The organism is Streptomyces sp. 3N207, assembly GCF_052246355.1.
In the GTDB taxonomy this organism is placed as follows: Bacteria; Actinomycetota; Actinomycetes; order Streptomycetales; family Streptomycetaceae; genus Streptomyces.
This window is the reverse complement of sequence record NZ_JBQQBV010000003.1, coordinates 245,561-264,778: the sequence shown is the minus strand read 5'-3', so window position 1 is coordinate 264,778 and position 19,218 is coordinate 245,561. Positions and strand designations below refer to the sequence as shown.

General features: G+C 69.3%; 16 protein-coding genes, 1 pseudogene and 1 riboswitch. Of the genes and pseudogenes, 8 read left to right on the top strand and 9 right to left on the bottom strand.

Features of this window, described 5'->3' with window-relative positions; all coding sequences use genetic code 11:
- Positions 1–9: 9 nt before the first annotated feature.
- The 4 genes from ACTWP9_RS06675 to ACTWP9_RS06660 all read right to left on the bottom strand — a co-directional run bounded on the left by ACTWP9_RS06675 (position 10) and on the right by ACTWP9_RS06660 (position 4,230).
- Entirely contained in the window at positions 10–1,170 is a 1,161-nt protein-coding gene (locus ACTWP9_RS06675; protein WP_443245040.1) for an MFS transporter, read from the bottom strand.
- A 145-nt stretch (positions 1,171–1,315) separates the two neighbouring features.
- Complete coding sequence (locus ACTWP9_RS06670; protein ID WP_443245039.1) at positions 1,316–2,926, bottom strand: MFS transporter; 1,611 nt, start codon at positions 2,924–2,926, stop codon at positions 1,316–1,318.
- Between the two features lie 99 nt (positions 2,927–3,025).
- A complete protein-coding gene (gene wrbA, locus ACTWP9_RS06665) occupies positions 3,026–3,646 on the bottom strand; it encodes an NAD(P)H:quinone oxidoreductase (protein ID WP_443245038.1) in 621 nt (206 codons plus the stop codon).
- Positions 3,647–3,711: 65 nt separating this feature from the next.
- Positions 3,712–4,230, bottom strand: coding sequence for a cupin domain-containing protein (locus tag ACTWP9_RS06660; RefSeq protein ID WP_443245037.1), 519 nt, complete (start codon positions 4,228–4,230; stop codon positions 3,712–3,714).
- Between the two features lie 160 nt (positions 4,231–4,390).
- On the opposite strand from ACTWP9_RS06660, the gene ACTWP9_RS06655 reads away from it, so the two are divergent.
- Positions 4,391–4,918 carry a MarR family winged helix-turn-helix transcriptional regulator gene (locus ACTWP9_RS06655; protein ID WP_443245036.1) on the top strand — a complete coding sequence of 176 codons (528 nt, stop codon included), beginning with the start codon at positions 4,391–4,393 and terminating at the stop codon, positions 4,916–4,918.
- Between the two features lie 357 nt (positions 4,919–5,275).
- On the opposite strand, the gene ACTWP9_RS06650 is transcribed toward ACTWP9_RS06655, so the two are convergent.
- The 4 genes from ACTWP9_RS06650 to gcvT form a co-directional block, all read right to left on the bottom strand.
- Positions 5,276–6,658: an L-serine ammonia-lyase gene (locus ACTWP9_RS06650; RefSeq protein WP_443245035.1), complete on the bottom strand. Its 1,383-nt coding sequence runs from the start codon at positions 6,656–6,658 to the stop codon at positions 5,276–5,278.
- Between the two features lie 118 nt (positions 6,659–6,776).
- Positions 6,777–8,051, bottom strand: a complete 1,275-nt coding sequence (glyA, locus tag ACTWP9_RS06645) for a serine hydroxymethyltransferase (protein ID WP_443245034.1) — start codon at positions 8,049–8,051, stop codon at positions 6,777–6,779.
- An 88-nt stretch (positions 8,052–8,139) separates the two neighbouring features.
- Positions 8,140–8,520 carry a glycine cleavage system protein GcvH gene (gene gcvH, locus ACTWP9_RS06640; RefSeq protein ID WP_443245033.1) on the bottom strand — a complete coding sequence of 127 codons (381 nt, stop codon included), beginning with the start codon at positions 8,518–8,520 and terminating at the stop codon, positions 8,140–8,142.
- A 130-nt stretch (positions 8,521–8,650) separates the two neighbouring features.
- Positions 8,651–9,787: a glycine cleavage system aminomethyltransferase GcvT gene (gene gcvT, locus ACTWP9_RS06635; protein WP_443245032.1), complete on the bottom strand. Its 1,137-nt coding sequence runs from the start codon at positions 9,785–9,787 to the stop codon at positions 8,651–8,653.
- A 182-nt stretch (positions 9,788–9,969) separates the two neighbouring features.
- Positions 9,970–10,100: riboswitch (glycine riboswitch) on the bottom strand.
- A 182-nt stretch (positions 10,101–10,282) separates the two neighbouring features.
- Here gcvT and ACTWP9_RS06630 point away from each other — a divergent pair.
- Positions 10,283–10,891: pseudogene (locus ACTWP9_RS06630) on the top strand (AAA family ATPase); the annotation flags it as partial.
- A gap of 217 nt (positions 10,892–11,108) precedes the next feature.
- Here ACTWP9_RS06630 and ACTWP9_RS06625 read toward each other — a convergent pair.
- Complete coding sequence (locus tag ACTWP9_RS06625) at positions 11,109–11,828, bottom strand: hypothetical protein (RefSeq protein ID WP_443245031.1); 720 nt, start codon at positions 11,826–11,828, stop codon at positions 11,109–11,111.
- Positions 11,829–11,983: 155 nt separating this feature from the next.
- On the opposite strand from ACTWP9_RS06625, the gene ACTWP9_RS06620 reads away from it, so the two are divergent.
- From ACTWP9_RS06620 to ACTWP9_RS06595, 6 genes are all read left to right on the top strand, one after another.
- A complete protein-coding gene (locus ACTWP9_RS06620) occupies positions 11,984–12,787 on the top strand; it encodes an enhanced serine sensitivity protein SseB (protein WP_443245030.1) in 804 nt (267 codons plus the stop codon).
- A 123-nt stretch (positions 12,788–12,910) separates the two neighbouring features.
- Positions 12,911–13,702: an enhanced serine sensitivity protein SseB C-terminal domain-containing protein gene (locus ACTWP9_RS06615; RefSeq protein WP_443245029.1), complete on the top strand. Its 792-nt coding sequence runs from the start codon at positions 12,911–12,913 to the stop codon at positions 13,700–13,702.
- A 317-nt stretch (positions 13,703–14,019) separates the two neighbouring features.
- A complete protein-coding gene (locus ACTWP9_RS06610; RefSeq protein WP_443245028.1) occupies positions 14,020–15,018 on the top strand; it encodes an ABC transporter permease in 999 nt (332 codons plus the stop codon).
- A 68-nt stretch (positions 15,019–15,086) separates the two neighbouring features.
- The gene (locus ACTWP9_RS06605) at positions 15,087–16,838 is read left to right on the top strand and encodes an ABC transporter substrate-binding protein (RefSeq protein WP_443245027.1); all 1,752 of its coding nucleotides are present in this window, start codon (positions 15,087–15,089) and stop codon (positions 16,836–16,838) included.
- Positions 16,839–16,990: 152 nt separating this feature from the next.
- Positions 16,991–17,989, top strand: coding sequence for an ABC transporter permease (locus ACTWP9_RS06600; protein WP_443245026.1), 999 nt, complete (start codon positions 16,991–16,993; stop codon positions 17,987–17,989).
- Complete coding sequence (locus ACTWP9_RS06595) at positions 17,986–19,209, top strand: ABC transporter ATP-binding protein (protein ID WP_443245025.1); 1,224 nt, start codon at positions 17,986–17,988, stop codon at positions 19,207–19,209. Before ACTWP9_RS06600 ends, ACTWP9_RS06595 begins: the two co-directional genes overlap by 4 nt.
- Positions 19,210–19,218 lie beyond the last annotated feature (9 nt).

Below are 19,218 nucleotides of genomic sequence, written 5' to 3'. Positions count from 1 at the left end.
GTGGGCCGCTCAGGCAGTGGCAAGCAAGGCGATGGCGGCAGGGCCGAAGGCGGCGCCCAGCAAGTAGCAGAGGTTGAACAGGCCGATGGCCGAGGGGCGTTCGGTGTCAGGCAGGGCGGCGGTGGCCTGGACGGCGAAGACGCCCTGCCCGGAGGAGGCCGCGATGGAGGCAATTGCCTGGGCGGCGAGCAGCAGCAGGGGTGCGGTGCTGAAACCGGTGACCACCGGTGCCGTGAGGCCGAGGAGCAGCAGTACGACGATGATGGGGCGACGGCCCAGCCTGCCCGAGATAGCGACCACGAACCAGGACAGCGTCCCGCCGAGGAGCGCCGGCCAGACCATGGCGGCGCCGATCTGACCGGGCAACCAGGTGGTGTGCTCGTCCAGCCGGTCCGCGGTGGCGTACAACAGCCCGAAGTTGACCACCGCCAGGAGGAAGGCCAGCGCGGATGGGAGCAGGAACGCCGGCTTGCCCACCACCGCGGCGGGGACGAATCCGCGCGGCCGGTCCCGCAGCCGCTGAATGAGCAGGAGCAGGCCGACGACGGAGCCCACGGCCGCCGGCAGCGGGTAGTGCGGGACGAAGACCAGCGCGGTCACCAGCAGCGTCAGCAACAGCGCACCGAGGGCGTCGGACCGCTCGGCGGTGAACGTCTCGCGCGTGGAGTGGCGCAGCACAGCCGGCACGGCGAGGACGCTGAGCACGGGCAGAGCGAGCGTCAGCTTCCAGGACAGCACGTCGTTGGTGAGCGAACCGGCCAACGGTGCGGTGGATCCGACCACCGCCAGTGAGGCGGTGATCAGGCCCACGCGCAGGGGCGAGGAGCCCGCCAGGTGCATCGCCGTTGCGGTCAGCCCCGCGGTGCCCAGGGCCTGCAGAGCACATCCCGCGATCAGGGCGGGCAGGGCAGGCACGGCGAACACAAGGGCGGCCCCGGCCAGCACCAGCAGAGCGCAGGCCGTCAGCGTGGCCCGCGCGCCCCGGTGCCGGAGCAGACCCGCCATCAACGGGGTGCCGACCGCTATGCCCCAGCCGAATGCGGTGACCGTCCAGGTGGCGGCGCCGGTCGTCGTGTCCAGGGCCCGGGCGATGGTGTCGAGCACCAGGGAGGGCGCGGCGATGCCGAAGGAGAGGGGGCCGGCGATCAGAGCGAGCCACAGGACGGGCACCGGACGGGCATCCGGTGATCGCTCATGGCGCACTGCAACGGAAGTTTTCTGAGCGGTTGTTGAGTGACGCATCAGTTCTCCACAAAGTGTGGTTCGGCCGGGGAGAGGACTGCGGCCCGCGCTTGCGGGCTCGTGACGACGGCGGTCAGCCACGCACCGGCAGCGAGTGCGCGGCTCCCTCAGTGCCGCCTTCCTGCTTGTCCTCCTGATGCGACCGTGCCCGACCGGACGGGGTCGCCCCGCGGCGGTCGCGCAGCATGGTGAGCGAGATGGCCGCGCTGACCGCGGTGATGACGGCGCAGGCGATGCCGATCGCGTTGAGCCCGTTGGTGTAGGCCGCCTTGGCGGCGGTCAGCAGAGCGTCGCCGGCTTCGGCGGGCAGCCGGCGGGTGGCGGTGACGGCGTTCTCCATGCTCGTCCCCGCAGCTTCGGCTGCGCCCGCCGGGGTGCCGGCGGGAGGTGTGAGGGTGTCGCGGTAGACGGCGGCGCCGAGGCTGCCGAGGGTGGCGACTCCGAGAGCGTTACCCAGGTCGCCGCTGATGGAGGACAGAGCTGCCGCCGAGCCGCCCCGCTCGGGCGGGACGGACCCCACGACCATGTTGGTGCCGAGAGCTCCGAACGTACCGACACCGACGAAGATGATGACGAAGCCGGCAAGGAGGAGCGGTAGTCCGCCGATGGGGTCGACGAAGACGAGCATCGCGTAGCCGGTCGTGCCGATGAGCAGGGACACCCCGATCACCGTGCCCAGCTGGAAGCGCTTGGCGAGGATCGGCGCCGCCTGCGCGGCGAGGATCGACGCGAGGGCCGAGGGCACCATCCACAGACCCGCCTCCATCGGCGAGAATCCCTCCACCATCTGCAGGAATCCGGTGATGAACAGGTAGCCGCCGCCGGTGCCGAGCATCGACACCGTCAGGATCAGCAATGCGGCGGTGAACGCGCCCACCCGGAACAGCTTCAGATCGAGCAGCGGGTGCTCCAGCTTGCCCTGCCGGTTCACGAACACAGCGCCGACGGCAATACCGACGACGACCGCGACGACGGGCGCCGTCTCGAAGCCGTTGCGTGCCAATTCCTTGAGTCCGTAGATGAGCGACAGGATCGAGGTCAGCGACAGCAGCACGCTGAACAGGTCGATCCGGCCGGCGTTCGGATCCCGGTACTCCGGTAGTACGAGCGGCGCGACGATCAGCAGTAGTGCCATGACGGGCACGCCGAGCAGGAACACCGAGCCCCACCAGAAGAACTCCAGGAACAGCCCGCCGACGACCGGGCCGAGCGCCGTACCGCCCATGAAGCAGCTGGCCCACACCGCGATGGCACGGCCCCGCTGGTAGGGGTCGGGGAACATGTTGCTGATGAGGGCGAGCGTGGACGGCATGAGCGTCGCGGCGGCGACACCGAGCAGCGCGCGGGTGACGATCAGGGCTTCCGCGCTGGTGGCGTACGAGGCCGCCACCGAGGTGACACCGACCGCCGTAGCACCGATCATCAGCAGCTTCCGGCGGCCGATGCGGTCGCCGAGCGTGCCCATGGTGATGAGGAACCCGGCGATCAGGAAGCCGTAGATGTCCATGATCCACAGAGTCTGGGTACCGGTTGGCCGCAGGGATTCCGCCAGATGCGGCAGCGCGAGGAACAGCACGCTCTGGTCGAGGGAGATCAGCAGGGTGGGCAGGGCGAGGACGGCCAGTCCGGCCCATTGGCGGGCACCGGCCTTGGCGGGTGCGGCCGCAGCGTCATTCGAGGGCATGGGTTTACTTCCCTAGGTCGTGCGCTCAGGGTTGGCGCGCAACGGCGGCGAATTGGGGATCAGGTGCGGGCGGGGGTGCCGGCCCGCACCTGGAGACGGTCAGACGGAGGCGCGCCCGCGCCGCAGCGCGGAGGCGATCTCGACGGCTCGGCGGGCCTGGAACTCGACGGCGGCGAGGTTGGCCTCGGCCACGTTGTCGGGGCTGTTGCCCGAGATGCTGCTCGCCCCGTAGGGGTTGCCGTTGGCCGGGTCGAACTGGATGGGGTCGGCGAAACCGGGCGGGACGATGATCGAACCCCAGTGGTAGAAGGTGTTGTTCAGCGCCAGGAGGGTGCTTTCCTGGCCGCCGTGGGTCGCCGAGGTGGAGGTGAACGAGGACACGACCTTGTTCACGAGCTTGCACTGCGCCCACAGACCGCCAGTGGTGTCGATGAACTGCTTCAGCTGCGCGGCGGGCAGGCCGAATCGGGTCGGGGTGCCGAGGAGTATGACGTCCGCCCACTCCAGATCGGCCGGGGCCGCCTCGGCGATGTCGGCGGTGGCGGCCACGTGCTCGGCCCAGGCGGGGTTGCTCTCGATGGCCGCGGCGGGCGCCAACTCGGCGACCTTCAGCAGCCGGACCTCGTCCGCGCCGGCCTTCTCGGCAGCCTGGGCGGCGGCCTTCGCCATGGTGTGGATGTTGCCGGTGGAGGAGTAGTGGATGACCGCGACGTTGGTCATGAGGATCCCGTCCTTCGTGGGTGGCTTCGCTGTGGTCGGTGGTGAGGCGGTGTGAGGGAGTGGCGTCAGACGAAGAAGCTGTCGTGGCGCAGGAAGAACTCCCTGCGCTCGTCCTCGCTGAGGCCGGCCAGCTCGGTGACGCCCTCGAAGTAGTCCTCGCGCGGTGCGCCGGGGGCGAAGAGCATGAGCATGGAGGCGGGTTCGCCGGATTCGTTGCGGAAGGCGTGCAGCCCGCCCACCGGCACGTACAGGTAGTCGCCGGAGGTGGCGTCGACCCAGCGTCGGCCGTCGAACAGCCGCATGGTGCCGGACAGGATGAAGAACGACTCCGACATGGCCTTGTGGAAGTGCGTGCTGGGCCCGCTGGCTTCCGGGCCCATGTCCACCCGGTACAGGCCGTACTCGCCGCCGGTGGAGACGGTGGTGGACAGGTAGTGGTAGGCGGTGCCCTGGGGGGCGCCTGGACCGTCGGGGTCTTCGGCGGCGGGGGGCTTGGCGACGAAATCGGGCGCGGTGCTCGCGGGCCGGAAGCTGGCACTGATCTCGCCGTGCTCGCCGAAGTAGCGGGGGTCGGGGTAGGACATGGTTGCTCCTTGGAGGAGTCGTGGACATGGAGGTTGAGGGCAGCGGAGAGCGGAGCCCCCCGCCCTTTAGGCGAGAGGCGATTAAGTGAGTGCTAAGCTAAACCCAACTTGCGCGAGCGTCAACTAAATGAGCGCTCATCTATCTGTGCCTGGAGGACTTATGGCGGATGCGGCGGCTACCGGAGACGCGGTGGAGGCGGTGCTGGAGCAGTGGCGCCGGGAGTGTCCTGACCTGGACTTCTCGCCGATCGGCGTCGTCGGCCGGATCATGCGGCTGTCCCGGCTGTGGGACAAGGAGATCAAGGACTTCCTCGCCGAACACGGCCTGGAGCCGGGCGAGTTCGACATCCTGTCGACGCTGCGGCGCTCCGGCGAGCCCTACGAGCTGACAGCGAAGACCTTCCTCAAGGCGTCACTGGTCACCACCGGAGCGATCACGTTGCGGGTGGACCGCATGGCGGCCAAGGACTTGGTCACCCGCGTACCCGATGCCACCGACCGCCGATCGGTCAGGATCCGCCTGACCCCGCACGGCCTGGAGACGATCGACCGGGTCCTGCCCCTCCATCTGGCCAACGAGGCCCGCCTCCTGCACGGCCTCGACGCCGACGAGCGCCAGCACCTCGCCGCCACTCTTGCCACAGTGCTGGAATCCCACGGCGACACCCCCGCCGGCACAGCCCGCTGACGGGCAGGACAGCGGGGACCATGCCTCCCGGAGAAACCCGTGACGGGCCGTGAGGAGCATCGTCGGCAGCAGAGGATTCCCAGGCCCAGCCAGTGCCGGGGGTGGAAGCAGCCGGGCTCGTCACGGGGGAACCGCGGTGGCGGTTGCCCTTCGGGGCTGAGGATTGCAGTCGTTGTTCCAGCCCCGGGAGCACTGGGGCAAGGCCCGATGCGTAGGAGGACCGGGGTCGGTCCGGCAGGGACACTCCAGGGACTTTCAGCTCTGTCACAGGGACTTCCGAGGGACTTTCCGCCGTACAGAAGGATAAGCCCGTGGCAGCGCTGAAAGACGCGAATCACCTGGTCAAAGGTGGTGCGCTCAGCACTCGATGACGTTCACCGCGAGCCCGCCGCGCGCGGTCTCCTTGTACTTGACCTTCATGTCGGCACCGGTGTCGCGCATGGTCTTGATGGCCTTGTCGAGGGAAACATGGTGGCGGCCGTCGCCGCGCAGGGACATGCGGGCTGCGGTGACGGCCTTGACGGCGGCCATGCCGTTGCGCTCGATGCAGGGGATCTGGACCAGGCCGCCGACCGGGTCGCAGGTGAGCCCGAGGTTGTGCTCGATGCCGATCTCCGCGGCGTTCTCGACCTGTTCGGGGGTGCCGCCGAGGATTTCGGCGAGGCCGCCCGCGGCCATCGAGCAGGCGGAGCCGACCTCGCCCTGACAGCCGACCTCGGCACCGGAGATGGAGGCGTTCTGCTTGAAGAGCATGCCGATGGCGCCCGCGGCCAGCAGGAAGCGGACGACGGCGTCGTCGTCGGCGCCGGGCACGAAGTGGTGGGCGTAGTGCAGGACGGCGGGGATGATGCCCGCCGCGCCGTTGGTCGGCGCGGTCACCACGCGGCCGCCTGCCGCGTTTTCCTCGTTGACAGCCATGGCGTACAGCGTCGTCCACTCCATGGCGTGCGCCTCGACCTGGCCCTCGGCCCGCAGCTGGCGGGCCGAAGTCGCGGCGCGGCGGCGGACCTTCAGGCCGCCGGGCAGGATGCCCTCCTGGGAGAGGCCGCGGGCGACGCAGTCCCTCATGACCTGCCAGATCTCCAGCAGCCCGGCACGGATCTCATCCTCGGTGCGCCATGCCTTCTCGTTCTCCAGCATCAGACGGGAGACCGACAGCCCGGTTTCCCGGGTCAGGCGCAGCAGTTCGTCGCCGGTGCGGAAAGGATGGCGCAGGATGGTGTCGTCCAGTTTGATGCGGTCCTCGCCGACCGCGTCCTCGTCCACGACGAAGCCGCCGCCCACCGAGTAGTAGGTCTTCTCCAGCAGCGGCGTGCCGGCCTCGTCGTAGGCGAAGAGGGTCATGCCGTTGGCGTGGTACGGCAGGGAGCGGCGCCGGTGCAGGATCAGCTGGGTGCGCTCCTCGAACGGGATCTGGTGGGCATCTCCTATTTCGGCGGCGAGGAGGCGGAGCCGGCCCTCCTCGCGGATACGTGCGACGCGGTCGTCCGCCGTCTCGACGTCGACCGTGCGCGGCGACTCGCCCTCCAGGCCCAGCAGTACGGCCTTTGGGGTGCCGTGGCCGTGGCCGGTCGCGCCGAGGGAGCCGAACAGTTCGGCGCGTACGGACGCGGTGTGCGCCAGCGCGCCCTCGTTCTTCAGTCGCCGCGCGAACATCCGGGCGGCGCGCATCGGGCCCACGGTGTGGGAGCTCGACGGGCCGATGCCGATCGAGAACAGGTCGAAGACCGAGATTGCCATGGTGCGGCTCCTGCCCTGGTGGGGCCAGTGGGTTGTTTCTTGGGGGCGGCGCAGAGGGTGGTGCGGTGGTGGTGCGGGTGCCGGAGGGGCTGGAGCAGCCCCTCCGGCAGCGAGGGTGCTACTTACCCAGGGTGGGGTACAGCGGGTGCTTCTCCGCAAGCGCGGCAACGCGCGCGGCGAGGGTCTTTCCCTTGGCGTCGTCGAAGCCCGGCAGCAGCGCCTCGGCGATGATGTCGGCGACCTCGGCGAAGTCCTCGTCCTGGAAACCGCGGGTGGCCAGCGCGGGCGTCCCGATGCGCAGCCCGGAGGTCACCATCGGCGGCCGTGGGTCGTTGGGGACGGCGTTGCGGTTGACGGTGATGCCGATGTCGTGCAGCCGGTCCTCGGCCTGCTGCCCGTCCAGCTCGCTGTTGCGCAGGTCGACCAGGACCAGGTGGACGTCCGTGCCGCCGGACAGTACGGAGACGCCGGCCTCCACCGCGTCCGGGCGCAGCAGGCGCTCGGCAAGGAGGCGCGCGCCGGAGAGCGTACGCCGCTGCCGGTCCTTGAAGTCGTCGCTGGCGGCGACCTTGAAGGCGACGGCCTTCGCGGCGATCACATGCTCCAGCGGACCGCCCTGCTGGCCGGGGAAGACCGCGGAGTTGATCTTCTTGGCGTGCTCCTTCTTGGAGAGGATCACACCGCCGCGCGGGCCGCCCAGGGTCTTGTGCGTGGTGGTCGTGACGACATCCGCGTGCGGCACCGGGCTGGGGTGCAGCCCCGCGGCCACGAGACCGGCGAAGTGTGCCATGTCCACCATCAGATACGCGCCGACCTCGTCGGCGATCCGGCGGAAGGCGGCGAAGTCGAGCTGGCGCGGGTAGGCGGACCAGCCAGCGATGATCAGCTGCGGGCGGTGCTCCTTGGCCAGCCGCTCGACCTCGTCCATGTCGATCCGGCTGGTCTGGTCGTCGACCTTGTAGGCGACGACGTTGTAGAGCTTGCCGGAGAAGTTGATCTTCATGCCGTGGGTGAGGTGCCCACCGTGCGCCAGATCCAGACCCAGGATGGTGTCGCCCGGCTTGAGCAGCGCGAACATCGCGGCGGCGTTCGCCTGCGCACCGGAGTGCGGCTGTACGTTGGCGGCCTCGGCGCCGAACAGCGCCTTGATGCGGTCCCTGGCCAGGCTCTCGACCACGTCGACGTACTCGCAGCCGCCGTAGTAGCGGCGGCCGGGGTAGCCCTCGGCGTACTTGTTGGTGAGGACCGAGCCCTGGGCCTCCATGGAGGCGACCGGAGCGAAGTTCTCCGAGGCGATCATCTCGAGGGTGGACTGCTGGCGGTGGAGTTCGGCGTCGACGGCGGCGGCGACGTCGGGGTCGACCTCGTGGAGAGAACCGTTCAGAAGCGACATGGAAGAACCGTCCCTGGGAAGTGGCGGCGGGGTGGGCAAGCGGCCTCGGGCGATCCGAGGCGGACCTCGGTCACCCGAGGCGGGCGCCTCAGCTGCCTGAGGCGAAAGCGGCGTACTCGTCGGCCGAGAGCAGGTCGTCCGGCACCTCGGAGATCCTCACCTTGAACAGCCAGCCGCCCTCGAACGGGGCGGAGTTCACCAGCGCCGGGTCGTCCACCACGTCCTGGTTGACCTCGGTGATCTCACCGGAGGCGGGGGAGTAGAGGTCGCTGACGGACTTGGTGGACTCCAGCTCGCCACAGGTCTCGCCCGCGGTGACGGTGTCGCCGACCTCGGGAAGCTGGACGAAAACCACATCACCGAGCGCGCCTGCGGCGTGCTCGGTGATGCCGACCGTCGCGACGCCGTCCTCGACGTCGGACAGCCACTCGTGCTCCTTGCTGTAGCGGAGCTGCTGGGGGTTGCTCATGAGTCTGATTCTCCCGGATGCGAAAGGTGCAGTGAAAACGGTCTTGGCAGGTGGAACCGGGGGCCCGAACTCGGCACGGGCCACCGGTGGAAAGAGCTCAGCCCTTCCGAGGACTCAACCCTCCCAGGGCTCAGTCCCTCTTGTAGAAGGGCAACGCCACAACCTCGTACGGCTCGTGGGAGCCCCGGATGTCCACGGCGACCCCCTTCGTGCCGGGTTCCGCGTGCGCCGCGTCCACGTACGCCATGGCGATCGGCTTGCCCAGCGTCGGGGAGGGCGCGCCGGAGGTGATTTCGCCCACAACGGCGCCGTCGGCGACCACGGGATAACCGGCCCGCGGAACCCGGCGCCCCTCGGCGACCAGCCCGACCAGCTTGCGCGGCGGCGCTTTCCTGGCCTTCTCGGCGGCAGCTGCCAGCGCGTCCCGGCCCACGAAGCGGCCCTCGTTCGTCGTCTTCTCGAACTTGACGACCCTGCCCAGACCCGCGTCGAACGGGGTCAGCGCGGTGGACAGTTCGTGCCCGTACAGCGGCATGCCCGCCTCCAGGCGCAGCGTGTCGCGGCAGCTGAGCCCGCACGGCACCAGGCCGGCGTCCCCGCCCGACTCCGTCAGCGCTTCCCAGACCTCGACGGCGTCGTCGGGGGCGACGAACAGCTCGAAGCCGTCCTCGCCGGTGTAACCCGTACGGGCGATGAGTGCGGGCTTGCCGGCGACGATGTCGCGCTCGCCCGCGTAGTAGCGCAGCCCCTCCACGTCGAAGCCGGTCAGCTTCTTGAGGATGCCCACGGCGGCCGGCCCTTGGACGGCGATCAGCGCGTATTTGTCGCGGTCGTCCCGCACCTCGGCGCCGTACCCGTCCTGCCGCTCGACCAGCGCGTCGAGGACGGTCTGTGCGTTGGCGGCGTTGGCGACGACCAGATACTCCCGCTCGTCCTGCTCGCCCAGCCGGTAGACGATCAGGTCGTCGAGAATGCCGCCGTTCTCGTCGCAGATCATGGTGTAGCGGGCGCGGCCGACGGCCAGCTTGGACAGGTTGCCCACCAGCGCGTAGTCCAGCAGCTCGCCCGCCTGCGGTCCGGTGAGAGTGATCTCACCCATATGGGAGAGGTCGAAGAGGCCGGCGGTCGAGCGCACGGCCAGATGCTCCTCGCGCTCGCTGCCGTAGCGCAGCGGCATGTCCCAGCCCGCGAAGTCGGTCATGGTGGCGCCCAGCGCCCGGTGTGTGGCGTCCAGCGCGGTCTTACGGGTGGCCGGTGGCTCAGTCATGCAGGCTCCAGAGTCCCAATGAGTCCCCACAAGGGGTATGACGCGGATGTCCTCCCCATCTGTCATCGGAACCTGAGAGGTTCGCCGACAGCTCCCGAACGGCTGGAGCGCGGCTTGCACCTTGGGTGGGACCACCGGCCCGCGCCGGGGCGGGAGCGCGACGGTCCGCTTTTCAGATCTGCCTAGCCTGCGCGGTAACGGGGCCTGAGAGATTCAAGGGAGGATCTTGCTCCTTCGGCGCCCCGGCATGCTGTTGCGGTTACTGACGTGCGAATACTGCTGTGCCTGCCGGAGACTCTCCCGCGCGGGTTCGAACGGCCGGTATGGAGTTGAGTGCGGACATCATCGCACGGGTGAGCGGGCCGTGACTGCCCCTGAGCGCAAGCCGTTCACCTTGAATCGCATTACCTTTTCTTTACATACTTGGGGGAGGCGGTGGCCGAGCCGTCGCCCAGGGAGGGAGATCCATTGGGCAGCCTGTGCAGTGCGGACGCGATGCCGAGGGGCGCGCGGGCGGGTCCCGCCGCCCGCTCCGTGGTCCGCCACGACCTGCGCCGCACCGCCGCGGTGCGGACGCTTCGCTACCGCGCCGGGGATGTGGTGGTCGTCTCCGGTCTGCCGGGCGGCGGCAAGTCCACCCTGATCAGATCCGCTGTCCCGGCGCGCGGCCAGGTCATCCGTATCGACTCCCAGGACACCCGGGAGCGCTGGGAGCGGCGCATGCCGCGCTGGCTGCCGTACGGCGTCTACCGGCCGCTGGTGCGGCTCGCGCACTACGCGGGGCTGCGCGCGGCGCTCGGCTCGGGGGCCGCAGTCGTGGTGCACGACTGCGGTACGCAGAGCTGGGTGCGCCGCTGGCTGGCCCGGGACGCGGTACGGCGGGGCCGGTCGCTGCACCTGCTGCTGCTCGACGTCTCGCCCGAGGACGCGCTCGCCGGGCAGACCGCGCGGGGCAGGAGGGTGTCCGGGTACGCCTTCCACCGTCACCTGCGTGCCGTACGCAGACTGCGGTCGGCCGCCGAGGCGGGGCGGCTGCCTGCGGGCATCGTCTCCTCGGTGCTGCTGGACCGGGGCGCGGCCCAGGCACTGCGCTCCGTGCTCTTCGAACCGCTGCCCGAGCCGGTGCCGATGGCGGTCTCCACGCATGTGCGGCTGGTGCCCGCACCCGCTCCGGTGCCGCCCGCCCGAGTGCCGGGGGCCCCGGTGGCGCCAGTGCCGCCCGCGCGGGCCGGGCCGCGGACGCCGACGGTCCCGCCGCCCGGGAGGGACGACGGGACCGCGGACGGGGACACCTGTGACCGGGCCCCGGGCGTGACCGGGATCAGCGGCCCGCGTCCGGGGTGACCGGCTTCTCGAGCTGCGGCTCGGCGGGCACCGCCGGGGGCACCAGTCCGAGCGCCGGCTTCTCGGGCGCCTGCCCCTCCGCGGGCTCTGCGGGTTCCGCGGGCTGACCGGGCTTGGCGGGCTGGCTGTGCTGACCGGGCTCGGCGGGCTGCCCGTGCTGGCCGGGCTTGGCGGGTTTCGCGGCCTGGCCGTGCTGACTGGGCTTCGCGGGCTGGCCGTGTTCGCCGGGCTTCGCGGGCTGGCTGTGCTGGCCGGGCTTCGCAGGCTTCGCGGCCTGGCTGTGCTGGCCGGGCTTCGCGGGCTGGCCGTGTTCGCCGGGCTTGGGCTCGGCAGGCTTCGGCTGGGCATGCTGCTGCTTCGGCTCCTGCGGCTGAGCAGGCTTGTGCTCAGTCGTGGGCTTCTGCTCCTCCGACGGGTTGTCGTGCGGGGCGGCAGGCTTCGCCGGCTGGCCCTGGGCGGGCTTCTGCGGCTTGGCGGGCTTCTGCTGCTGGGCGCCCTGGTCACCCGACGGTTCCGGCTTGCCCTGCTCCGTGCCGGTGTCGTGGTCGGCGGGTTGCTGGACGCCGGGCCGGTGCCCCGGGGCGTGGTCCGCGGGCAGCGAGGACGCCGCGGAGGAGGCCGCGCCCGCCGCGCCGATGGCGAGCGAGCCGGCCAGGGAAACGGTGACGGCGGTGGCGGTGAGTCTGTTCACGCGCATGTGCACTCCTCCAATAAGCGTGCCGGATGGCACGTAGTGGGACGAAACCCACTTTTCGGGCGATGGATGGGAGACGCAACCGGAGCGTCGCCGGACGTGTCCCTCCGCCCTCCCTCCCGGGACCGCGCGCGGAGATCATGGATAGGCTTGCCCGTATGACAGTTCCCTCGCAGCCCCAGCCGCAGCAGCCGCAGCACTTCGGGCCCGGGCACGGGGGCGGCTGGCCCGGTAACGAGCTGGAGGAAGCCCTGGCCGCCTCGGTGCAGGTGCCGCACGCGGGCGCCCGGCTGCTGGAGGTGCTGGGCCGCAGCAGCGTATGGGTCCCGCTCCCGGAGGGCGGAAGCCGGGAGAGCCGCGAACTGGACCTGCCCACCGTCGAGTTGGACGGCGCGGTCTATGTGCCGGTCTTCAGCTCCGAGGAGCAGTTCCTGAACGTCGTCGGCTCGCATATGTCCTTCACCATCGCCCCGGCCAGGGAGTTCGCGCGCGGCCTTCCCCCGGGGGTGGGTATCGCGGTGAACCCGGAGGGGACGGTGGGGGTGCCGTTGCCCGCCGAGGCCGTTGCGGAGCTGTGCGCGAACACCCCGGCCGAGCAGGCCGCCGGGGGTGTGGTGCGAGGGGCCCGGGTGCGGCTGTTCGAGCCGGACTGGCAGGACGACCCGCTCTCCTTCCTCACCGCCGCCTCGGCCGAGTTCGCCGCGCTGCCGGCCGTACGGACAGCCCGCCGAGGGCTCGCCAGCACGGAGGGTGATCCGCCCGCGCTGTTCATCGGGATGGAACTCGACCTGCTGGAGCCGGAGCACCGGCAGGCGGCGCACGATGCGCTCGGCAGGGCACTGCACGTGGCCCAAGTGCCCTGGCCGGTGCAGATGGTGCTGCTCGATGTGGCCGACGACCCGGTGGTGGAGTGGATGCGGCAGTGCGTACGCCCCTTCTACGACCGCGAAACGCACGCCTGAGCGCCCCACGGAGCCGAGCTGAGTACGAGTACTGATGTCCCGGCCCGCTCTTAAGCTGGTTGGATAGCGGTGAGGGGCGACGAGTCGGGCAGGAACGGCGGCAGTGGTGGAAGGGCGGCCCAGGTGAGCGCGGGTGGAAGCGTCGAACAGCTCCTGCGGCGGGTTTCGCCCGGCGCGGTGGACACCAACGAGACCTATGAGGCCCTGCTCCAGGCGCTCGCGGGCAGCCAGGTGTGGATGCTGCTGTGGAACGGCCAGGCCGGTTCCCCCGACGCGCAGTACGGCAACATGGAGGTCGCCGGGTACGGTTACGCGCCCTGTGTGACCTCGGCCCAGGAGCTGGCGGCCTCCGGCTGGAACCGCGCACACGAGGTCGTCGGCGGCCGGGACATCGCCGCGGCGCTCTTTCCCGACCGCTGGGGAATCTGGCTGAATCCGCACGCTCCCGGCGGCGGTGTGGGCATCCCGTGGCTCGATCTGCGACGGATCGCGGTGGGCCTCGACCAGCTCCCGGCGGGGCCGCTGCGGATCAGCGAACCGACCCTGGAAATCCCGCAGTTCTACGCACTGCTGACGCAGAACGCGCACCACACCCCCGTCGTCCGCTCACTGCGCCGCGCCTGGGTGCGCCCCGCGCTGGGCGTTCCGTATCTGGCCGTCGGGCTGGACCTCTACGACAACAGCCCGGCGTCCGTCGAGGCTGCGCGGCGGATGATGGCTCAGTCGGTCACCGCGGTGCCGGACGGACTGCCCGTCTCCAGCGTCGGCATGGCGGATGACTACGACCCTGTGGCGATGTGGATGCGCAGTCAGTGCCGGCCCTTCTTCGACCGGGATGCGCATGCTCCCGCAGGCTTCGACGCGTCCCGCCCGCCCGCTCCCGGCTTCGGTTACGGCTACCCTCGCCCGTTCTGAGCCGGGGTCGAAATTCGGGCACGTTTTCGGCGTTGTCGGCTGTCCAGATCCGGACAAACTCCCAGTTCTCACACCGCTCAACGTCCACTTGCGTCCGCATAACGGAACATGGTGCGTCACATCACAGTTGAGCATCCTTTCCCGAAGAGGTCTGGCGACTGATCGAGAGCGCGATGAAGACTCCGCGGTAATAAGCCGCCAGGAGGCCGATGTTCGGCCTTCCGTCGTAACGGCTTGCGAATGTCTTCAGAATTTTGACCGCTACAGCGGTGTGCGTGGACTGGTCAACTGCCGGTCGAGAAGGGGTCCCCAACACGATGACGGCACCACTGCACGAGGAAACGGCCGCGGGAACCGCGGTCGTGGAGCCGGCCCTCAACAAGGCCGAGAAGGCGATCGAGGGCCGCTCACTCGGCCGGATCGCCTGGGAGCGGCTCAAGCGTGACAAAGTGGCGCTGATCGGTGGCACGATCGTGCTGCTGCTGGTCCTGGTCGCGGTCTTCGCGCCGGCGATCGCGGCGCTGACCGGGCAGACACCGAACGAGCGTCACGAGGACCTGATCGACCCGCTCTTCAGCACCCCCAAGGGCGCACTGGGCGGTATCTCCGGAGATCACCTGCTGGGTGTGGAGCCGGTCAGTGGCCGCGACATCCTCGCCCGCATCGTCTACGGGGCGCGCGTCTCCATCCTCGTCGGCTTCCTCTCGGCCTTCGTCGCCGTCATCTTCGGCACCATCCTCGGCACGCTCGCCGGGTACTTCGGCGGCTGGCTGGACGCGCTCATCAGCCGCGTGATGGACATGCTGCTGGCCTTCCCGCAGCTGCTGTTCATCATCTCGCTGATCTCCGTCATGCCGAACGACCTGCTCGGCCTGACCGGCACGGGCGTGCGGCTGCTGGTGATGATCCTGGTCATCGGCTTCTTCGGCTGGCCGTACATCGGCCGTATCGTGCGCGGCCAGGTGCTCTCGCTGCGCGAGCGGGAGTACATCGAGGCGGCCCGCAGCCTGGGCGCGGGGCGCGGCTACATCATCGGCAAGGAGCTGCTGCCCAACCTGGTCGCGCCGATCACCGTCTATATGACGCTGATGATTCCGACCAACATCCTCACCGAGGCCGCGCTCAGCTTCCTCGGCGTGGGCGTCAAGCCGCCGACCGCCTCCTGGGGCTCGATGCTCTCGGACGCCGTGACGTACTACGAGTCCGACCCGATGTACATGATCATCCCCGGCGTCGCCATCTTCATCACGGTGCTCGCCTTCAACCTCTTCGGTGACGGCGTACGCGATGCACTGGACCCGAAGGGGACCCGTTGATCCCCCAACCCAGACCCCGGCCCCGCCCAGCCCGTGCGGGCCGTGACCTACCACGGAGGTTGCGAGACGTGACATCTCTACGCGCATCGACGCGCCGATTGGCCGCGCTGTCGGCCGTCACCGCCGCCACGCTGCTGGCCACCACGGCCTGCGGCGGGGGTGACGGCGACGGCGGGGGCGGCGGCGAATACAACGCGGGTGTCAACAAGGTCGCCAACGCCTCGAACAAAAAGGGCGGGACGCTGAAGTTCGTCGGAGTCCAGGACGCGGACTCCTGGGACACCACCCGGATGTACTACGCCTTCGCCTTCGACTTCGCGCGCTACTACAGCCGCCAGTTGGTCAGTTACACCCCCAAGCCGGGCAAGAAGAGCGTTGACCTCAAGCCGGACCTGGCCACCGACCACGCCCAGATATCCGACGACGGCAAGACCTACAAGTACACCCTCAAAGACGGCCTGAAGTGGGAAGACGGCAAGCCGATCACCGCCCAGGACGTCAAGTACGGCATCGAGCGCCAGTGGGCGCAGAAGACCCTCTCCGGCGGGCCCACCTACCTCAAGGACGTCCTCGACCCGGACGGCAAGTGGAAGGGCCCCTACGACGACAAGGGTGGCTTCGACGGCATCAAGACGCCGGACAAGAAGACCATCGAGTTCCATCTGGCGAAGCCCAACGGTGACTTCGAGCAGATGCTGGCGATGCCCACCAACTCGCCGGTGCGCAAGGACAAGGACACCAAGTCCAAGTACACGCTGCACCCCTTCTCCTCGGGCCCGTACAAGTTCAAGTCGTACACCCCGAACAAGTCGCTGCTCCTGGAGCGCAACAAGCACTGGGACCGCAACAGCGACCCGCTGCGCAAGGCGCTGCCGGACAAGGTCCAGGTCACGCTGCTGACCAACCCGGACGAGCGCGACAAGCGCCTGATCAACGGTGACGCCGACCTCGACCTCAACCAGCGCGGTATGGAGGTCCAGGGCCGGCAGTCCGCGCTCAAGCAGCACAAGGGCAACGTCGACAACCCGGACACCGGGTTCATCTCCTACGTGGCCTTCCCGCAGAGCGTGAAGCCGTTCGACAACATCCACTGCCGCAAGGCCGCCATCTACGGCGCCGACCACAAGTCGGTGCAGACCGCACGCGGTGGCCCGACCGGCGGTGGCGAGCTGGCCGTCAACATGCTGCCGCCCGTGGTGCCCGGCCACAAGGACAGCGACGACCAGTACGGCATCCGCAAGAACGGCGGAAAGGCCAACGTCGCCAAGGCCAAGGACGAGCTCAAGAAGTGCGGCAAGCCGAACGGCTTCAGCACCACGCTCGCCGTGCGCAACACCGACAAGAACGACGTGAAGTCCGCCGAGGCGCTGCAGGCTTCGCTGAAGAAGGTCGGCATCAAGGTCGAGATCGACGAGTTCGACGGCGCCCAGGGCTCCTCGATCGTCGGTAACCAGTCCACGGTCAAGAAGAAGAACTACGGCATGGTGCTCTACGGCTGGGGCCCGGACTTCCCGAGTGGCCAGGGGTACGGCATCGAGCTGTGGCACAGCTCCAAGATCCGGGACAACGGCAACAACAACTACGCGCTGATCGACGACAAGAAGATCGACAAGGGTCTCGACAACGCGATCGCCGAGCTCGACCCGGAGAAGGCCGCCGAGAAGTACGCCAAGGTCAACAAGGATGTCATGGCCGGCGGCTACTACCTTCCGCTGGTCTACATGAAGGTCGTCCAGTGGCGCTCGGACAGGCTCACCAACGCCTACGCCTCCGACTCCTACAGCGGCTGGTACGACTTCGCGTCCCTCGGCGTCAAGTGACCCCCACGGTCACCGTGTCCGCCACCGACATCACCATCTGACGGCGCCACCCGCCGCTGGCACGAAGGGCAGGTGAAGGCCGCTACGGCGGCCCGGCCGCCCGCTCCCTGACCGGGAGCGGGTCCGGGCCGCCGACGGGCGGCCGGAGAGCAGTGCTCACATACCTCATCAGGCGGCTGTTCGCCGTCGCAGTGATGCTGGTCGTCATCATCCTGGCGGTCTTCTGCATCTTCTTCCTGATCCCCAAGTGGACGGGGATCGACCCGGCAACCATGTTCGTCGGCAAGCAGGCCGACAAGGACAGCCTCGAAGCCGTCCGCCAGAAGCTCCAGCTGGACGATCCCGTCCTGGTACAGCTCTTCGAGTTCTTCAAGGGCCTCCTGGTCGGCCGGGACTACACCGCCGGGGGCGACACCACGCACTGCTCGGCACCCTGCTTCGGCTACTCCTTCCGTACCGAGCAGGAGATCTGGCCGGTGCTGACCGACCGGCTCCCGGTCACGCTCTCCCTCGCGCTGGGTGCGGCCGTGATCTGGCTGCTCATCGGGCTGACCGTCGGTGTGCTCTCCGCGCTCAAGCGGGGCAGCCTGTGGGACCGGATCGCCATGACCGGTGCGCTGGCCGGCGTCTCGCTGCCCGTCTACTTCACCGGCCTGATCTCGCTGGCCGTCTTCGCCTACCAGCTCGACCTGGTGAGCAACTCCTTCACCCCGTTCGGCGAGAACGCGGCCAAGTGGTTCAGCGGCATGATCCTGCCCTGGATCACCCTCGCCTTCCTCTTCGGCGCGATGTACGCCCGGCTGACCCGGGCCACCATGCTGGAGGTGATGGGTGAGGACTACATCCGGACCGCCCGCGCCAAGGGGCTCAGGGAGCCGGTCGTCATCGGCAAGCACGCCATGCGCTCCACCATGACGCCCGTCCTCACGCTCCTCGGCATCGACATCGGCGCCCTGATGGGCGGCGCGATCCTCACCGAGACCACCTTCAGCATCCCCGGACTCGGGCAGGCCGTGCTCAAGGCGATCACCGACCGCGACCTCCCGCTGATCCTGGGCGTCACCCTCATCACCGCAACCGCCGTCGTCATCGCGAATCTCATCGTGGACCTGCTGTACGGCGTGATCGACCCACGAGTGAGGCTGGGATGACAGACCACGAGCACAAGTCCCACAAGGACAAGCCGGAGACCGACTCCGACGCCGGGCCGAAGACCGTCGGAGACACCCCGCAGGACGTCGCGCCCGCGGCTGCGGCGTCCGACCTGACCAAGGGATCGGACCTGACCGGCTCCGGTACCGCGACCGGCGAGCCCGAGCTGGACAAGCAGCCGCCCACGGCCTTCCTCGAAGTACGCGACCTGCGGGTGCACTTCCCCACCCAGGACGGCCTCGTCAAGTCCGTCGACGGCCTCTCCTTCACCCTGGAGAAGGGCAAGACCCTCGGCATCGTCGGCGAGTCCGGCTCCGGCAAGTCCGTCACCTCGCTCGGCATCATGGGCCTGCACACCGTCGGGCAGTACGGCCGGCAGCGTCCGCGGCTCTCGGGCGAGATCTGGCTGAACGGCCAGGAACTGCTCGGTGCCGATCCGGAGTCGGTGCGCAAGCTGCGGGGCCGCGAGATCTCCATGATCTTCCAGGACCCGCTCTCCGCACTGCACCCCTTCTTCACCGTCGGCCAGCAGATCGTGGAGGCGTACCGCGTCCACCACAACGTCGACAAGAAGACGGCACGCAAGCGCGCCGTCGAACTTCTCGACCGGGTCGGTATCCCCGAGCCGGGCAAGCGGGTGGACAGCTATCCGCACGAGTTCTCCGGCGGTATGCGCCAGCGCGCGATGATCGCGATGGCGCTGGTCAACAACCCCGAGCTGCTGATCGCCGACGAGCCCACCACGGCGCTGGACGTGACCGTCCAGGCACAGATCCTCGACCTGATCCGGGATCTGCAGAAGGAGTTCGGCTCGGCCGTCATCATCATCACCCACGACCTGGGCGTCGTCGCCGAGCTCTCCGACGACATCCTGGTGATGTACGGCGGGCGCTGCATCGAGTACGGCACCGCCGAGCAGGTCTTCTACGAGCCGCAGCACCCCTACACCTGGGGGCTGCTGGGCTCCATGCCGCGGATCGACCGGGACCGGTCCGACCGCCTGATCCCGGTCAAGGGCTCGCCGCCCAGCCTCATCAACGTCCCCTCCGGCTGCGCCTTCAACCCGCGCTGCCCGTACGCGGACGTCCCCGGCGGCGACATCACCCGCACCACGCGGCCCGAGCTGCGCGAGGTGAAGCCCGGGCACCTGGCCGCCTGTCACATGGCGCAGGAGGACAGGGAGCGGATCTGGAACGACGAGATTGCCCCGAAGCTGTGAGCGCCGTGA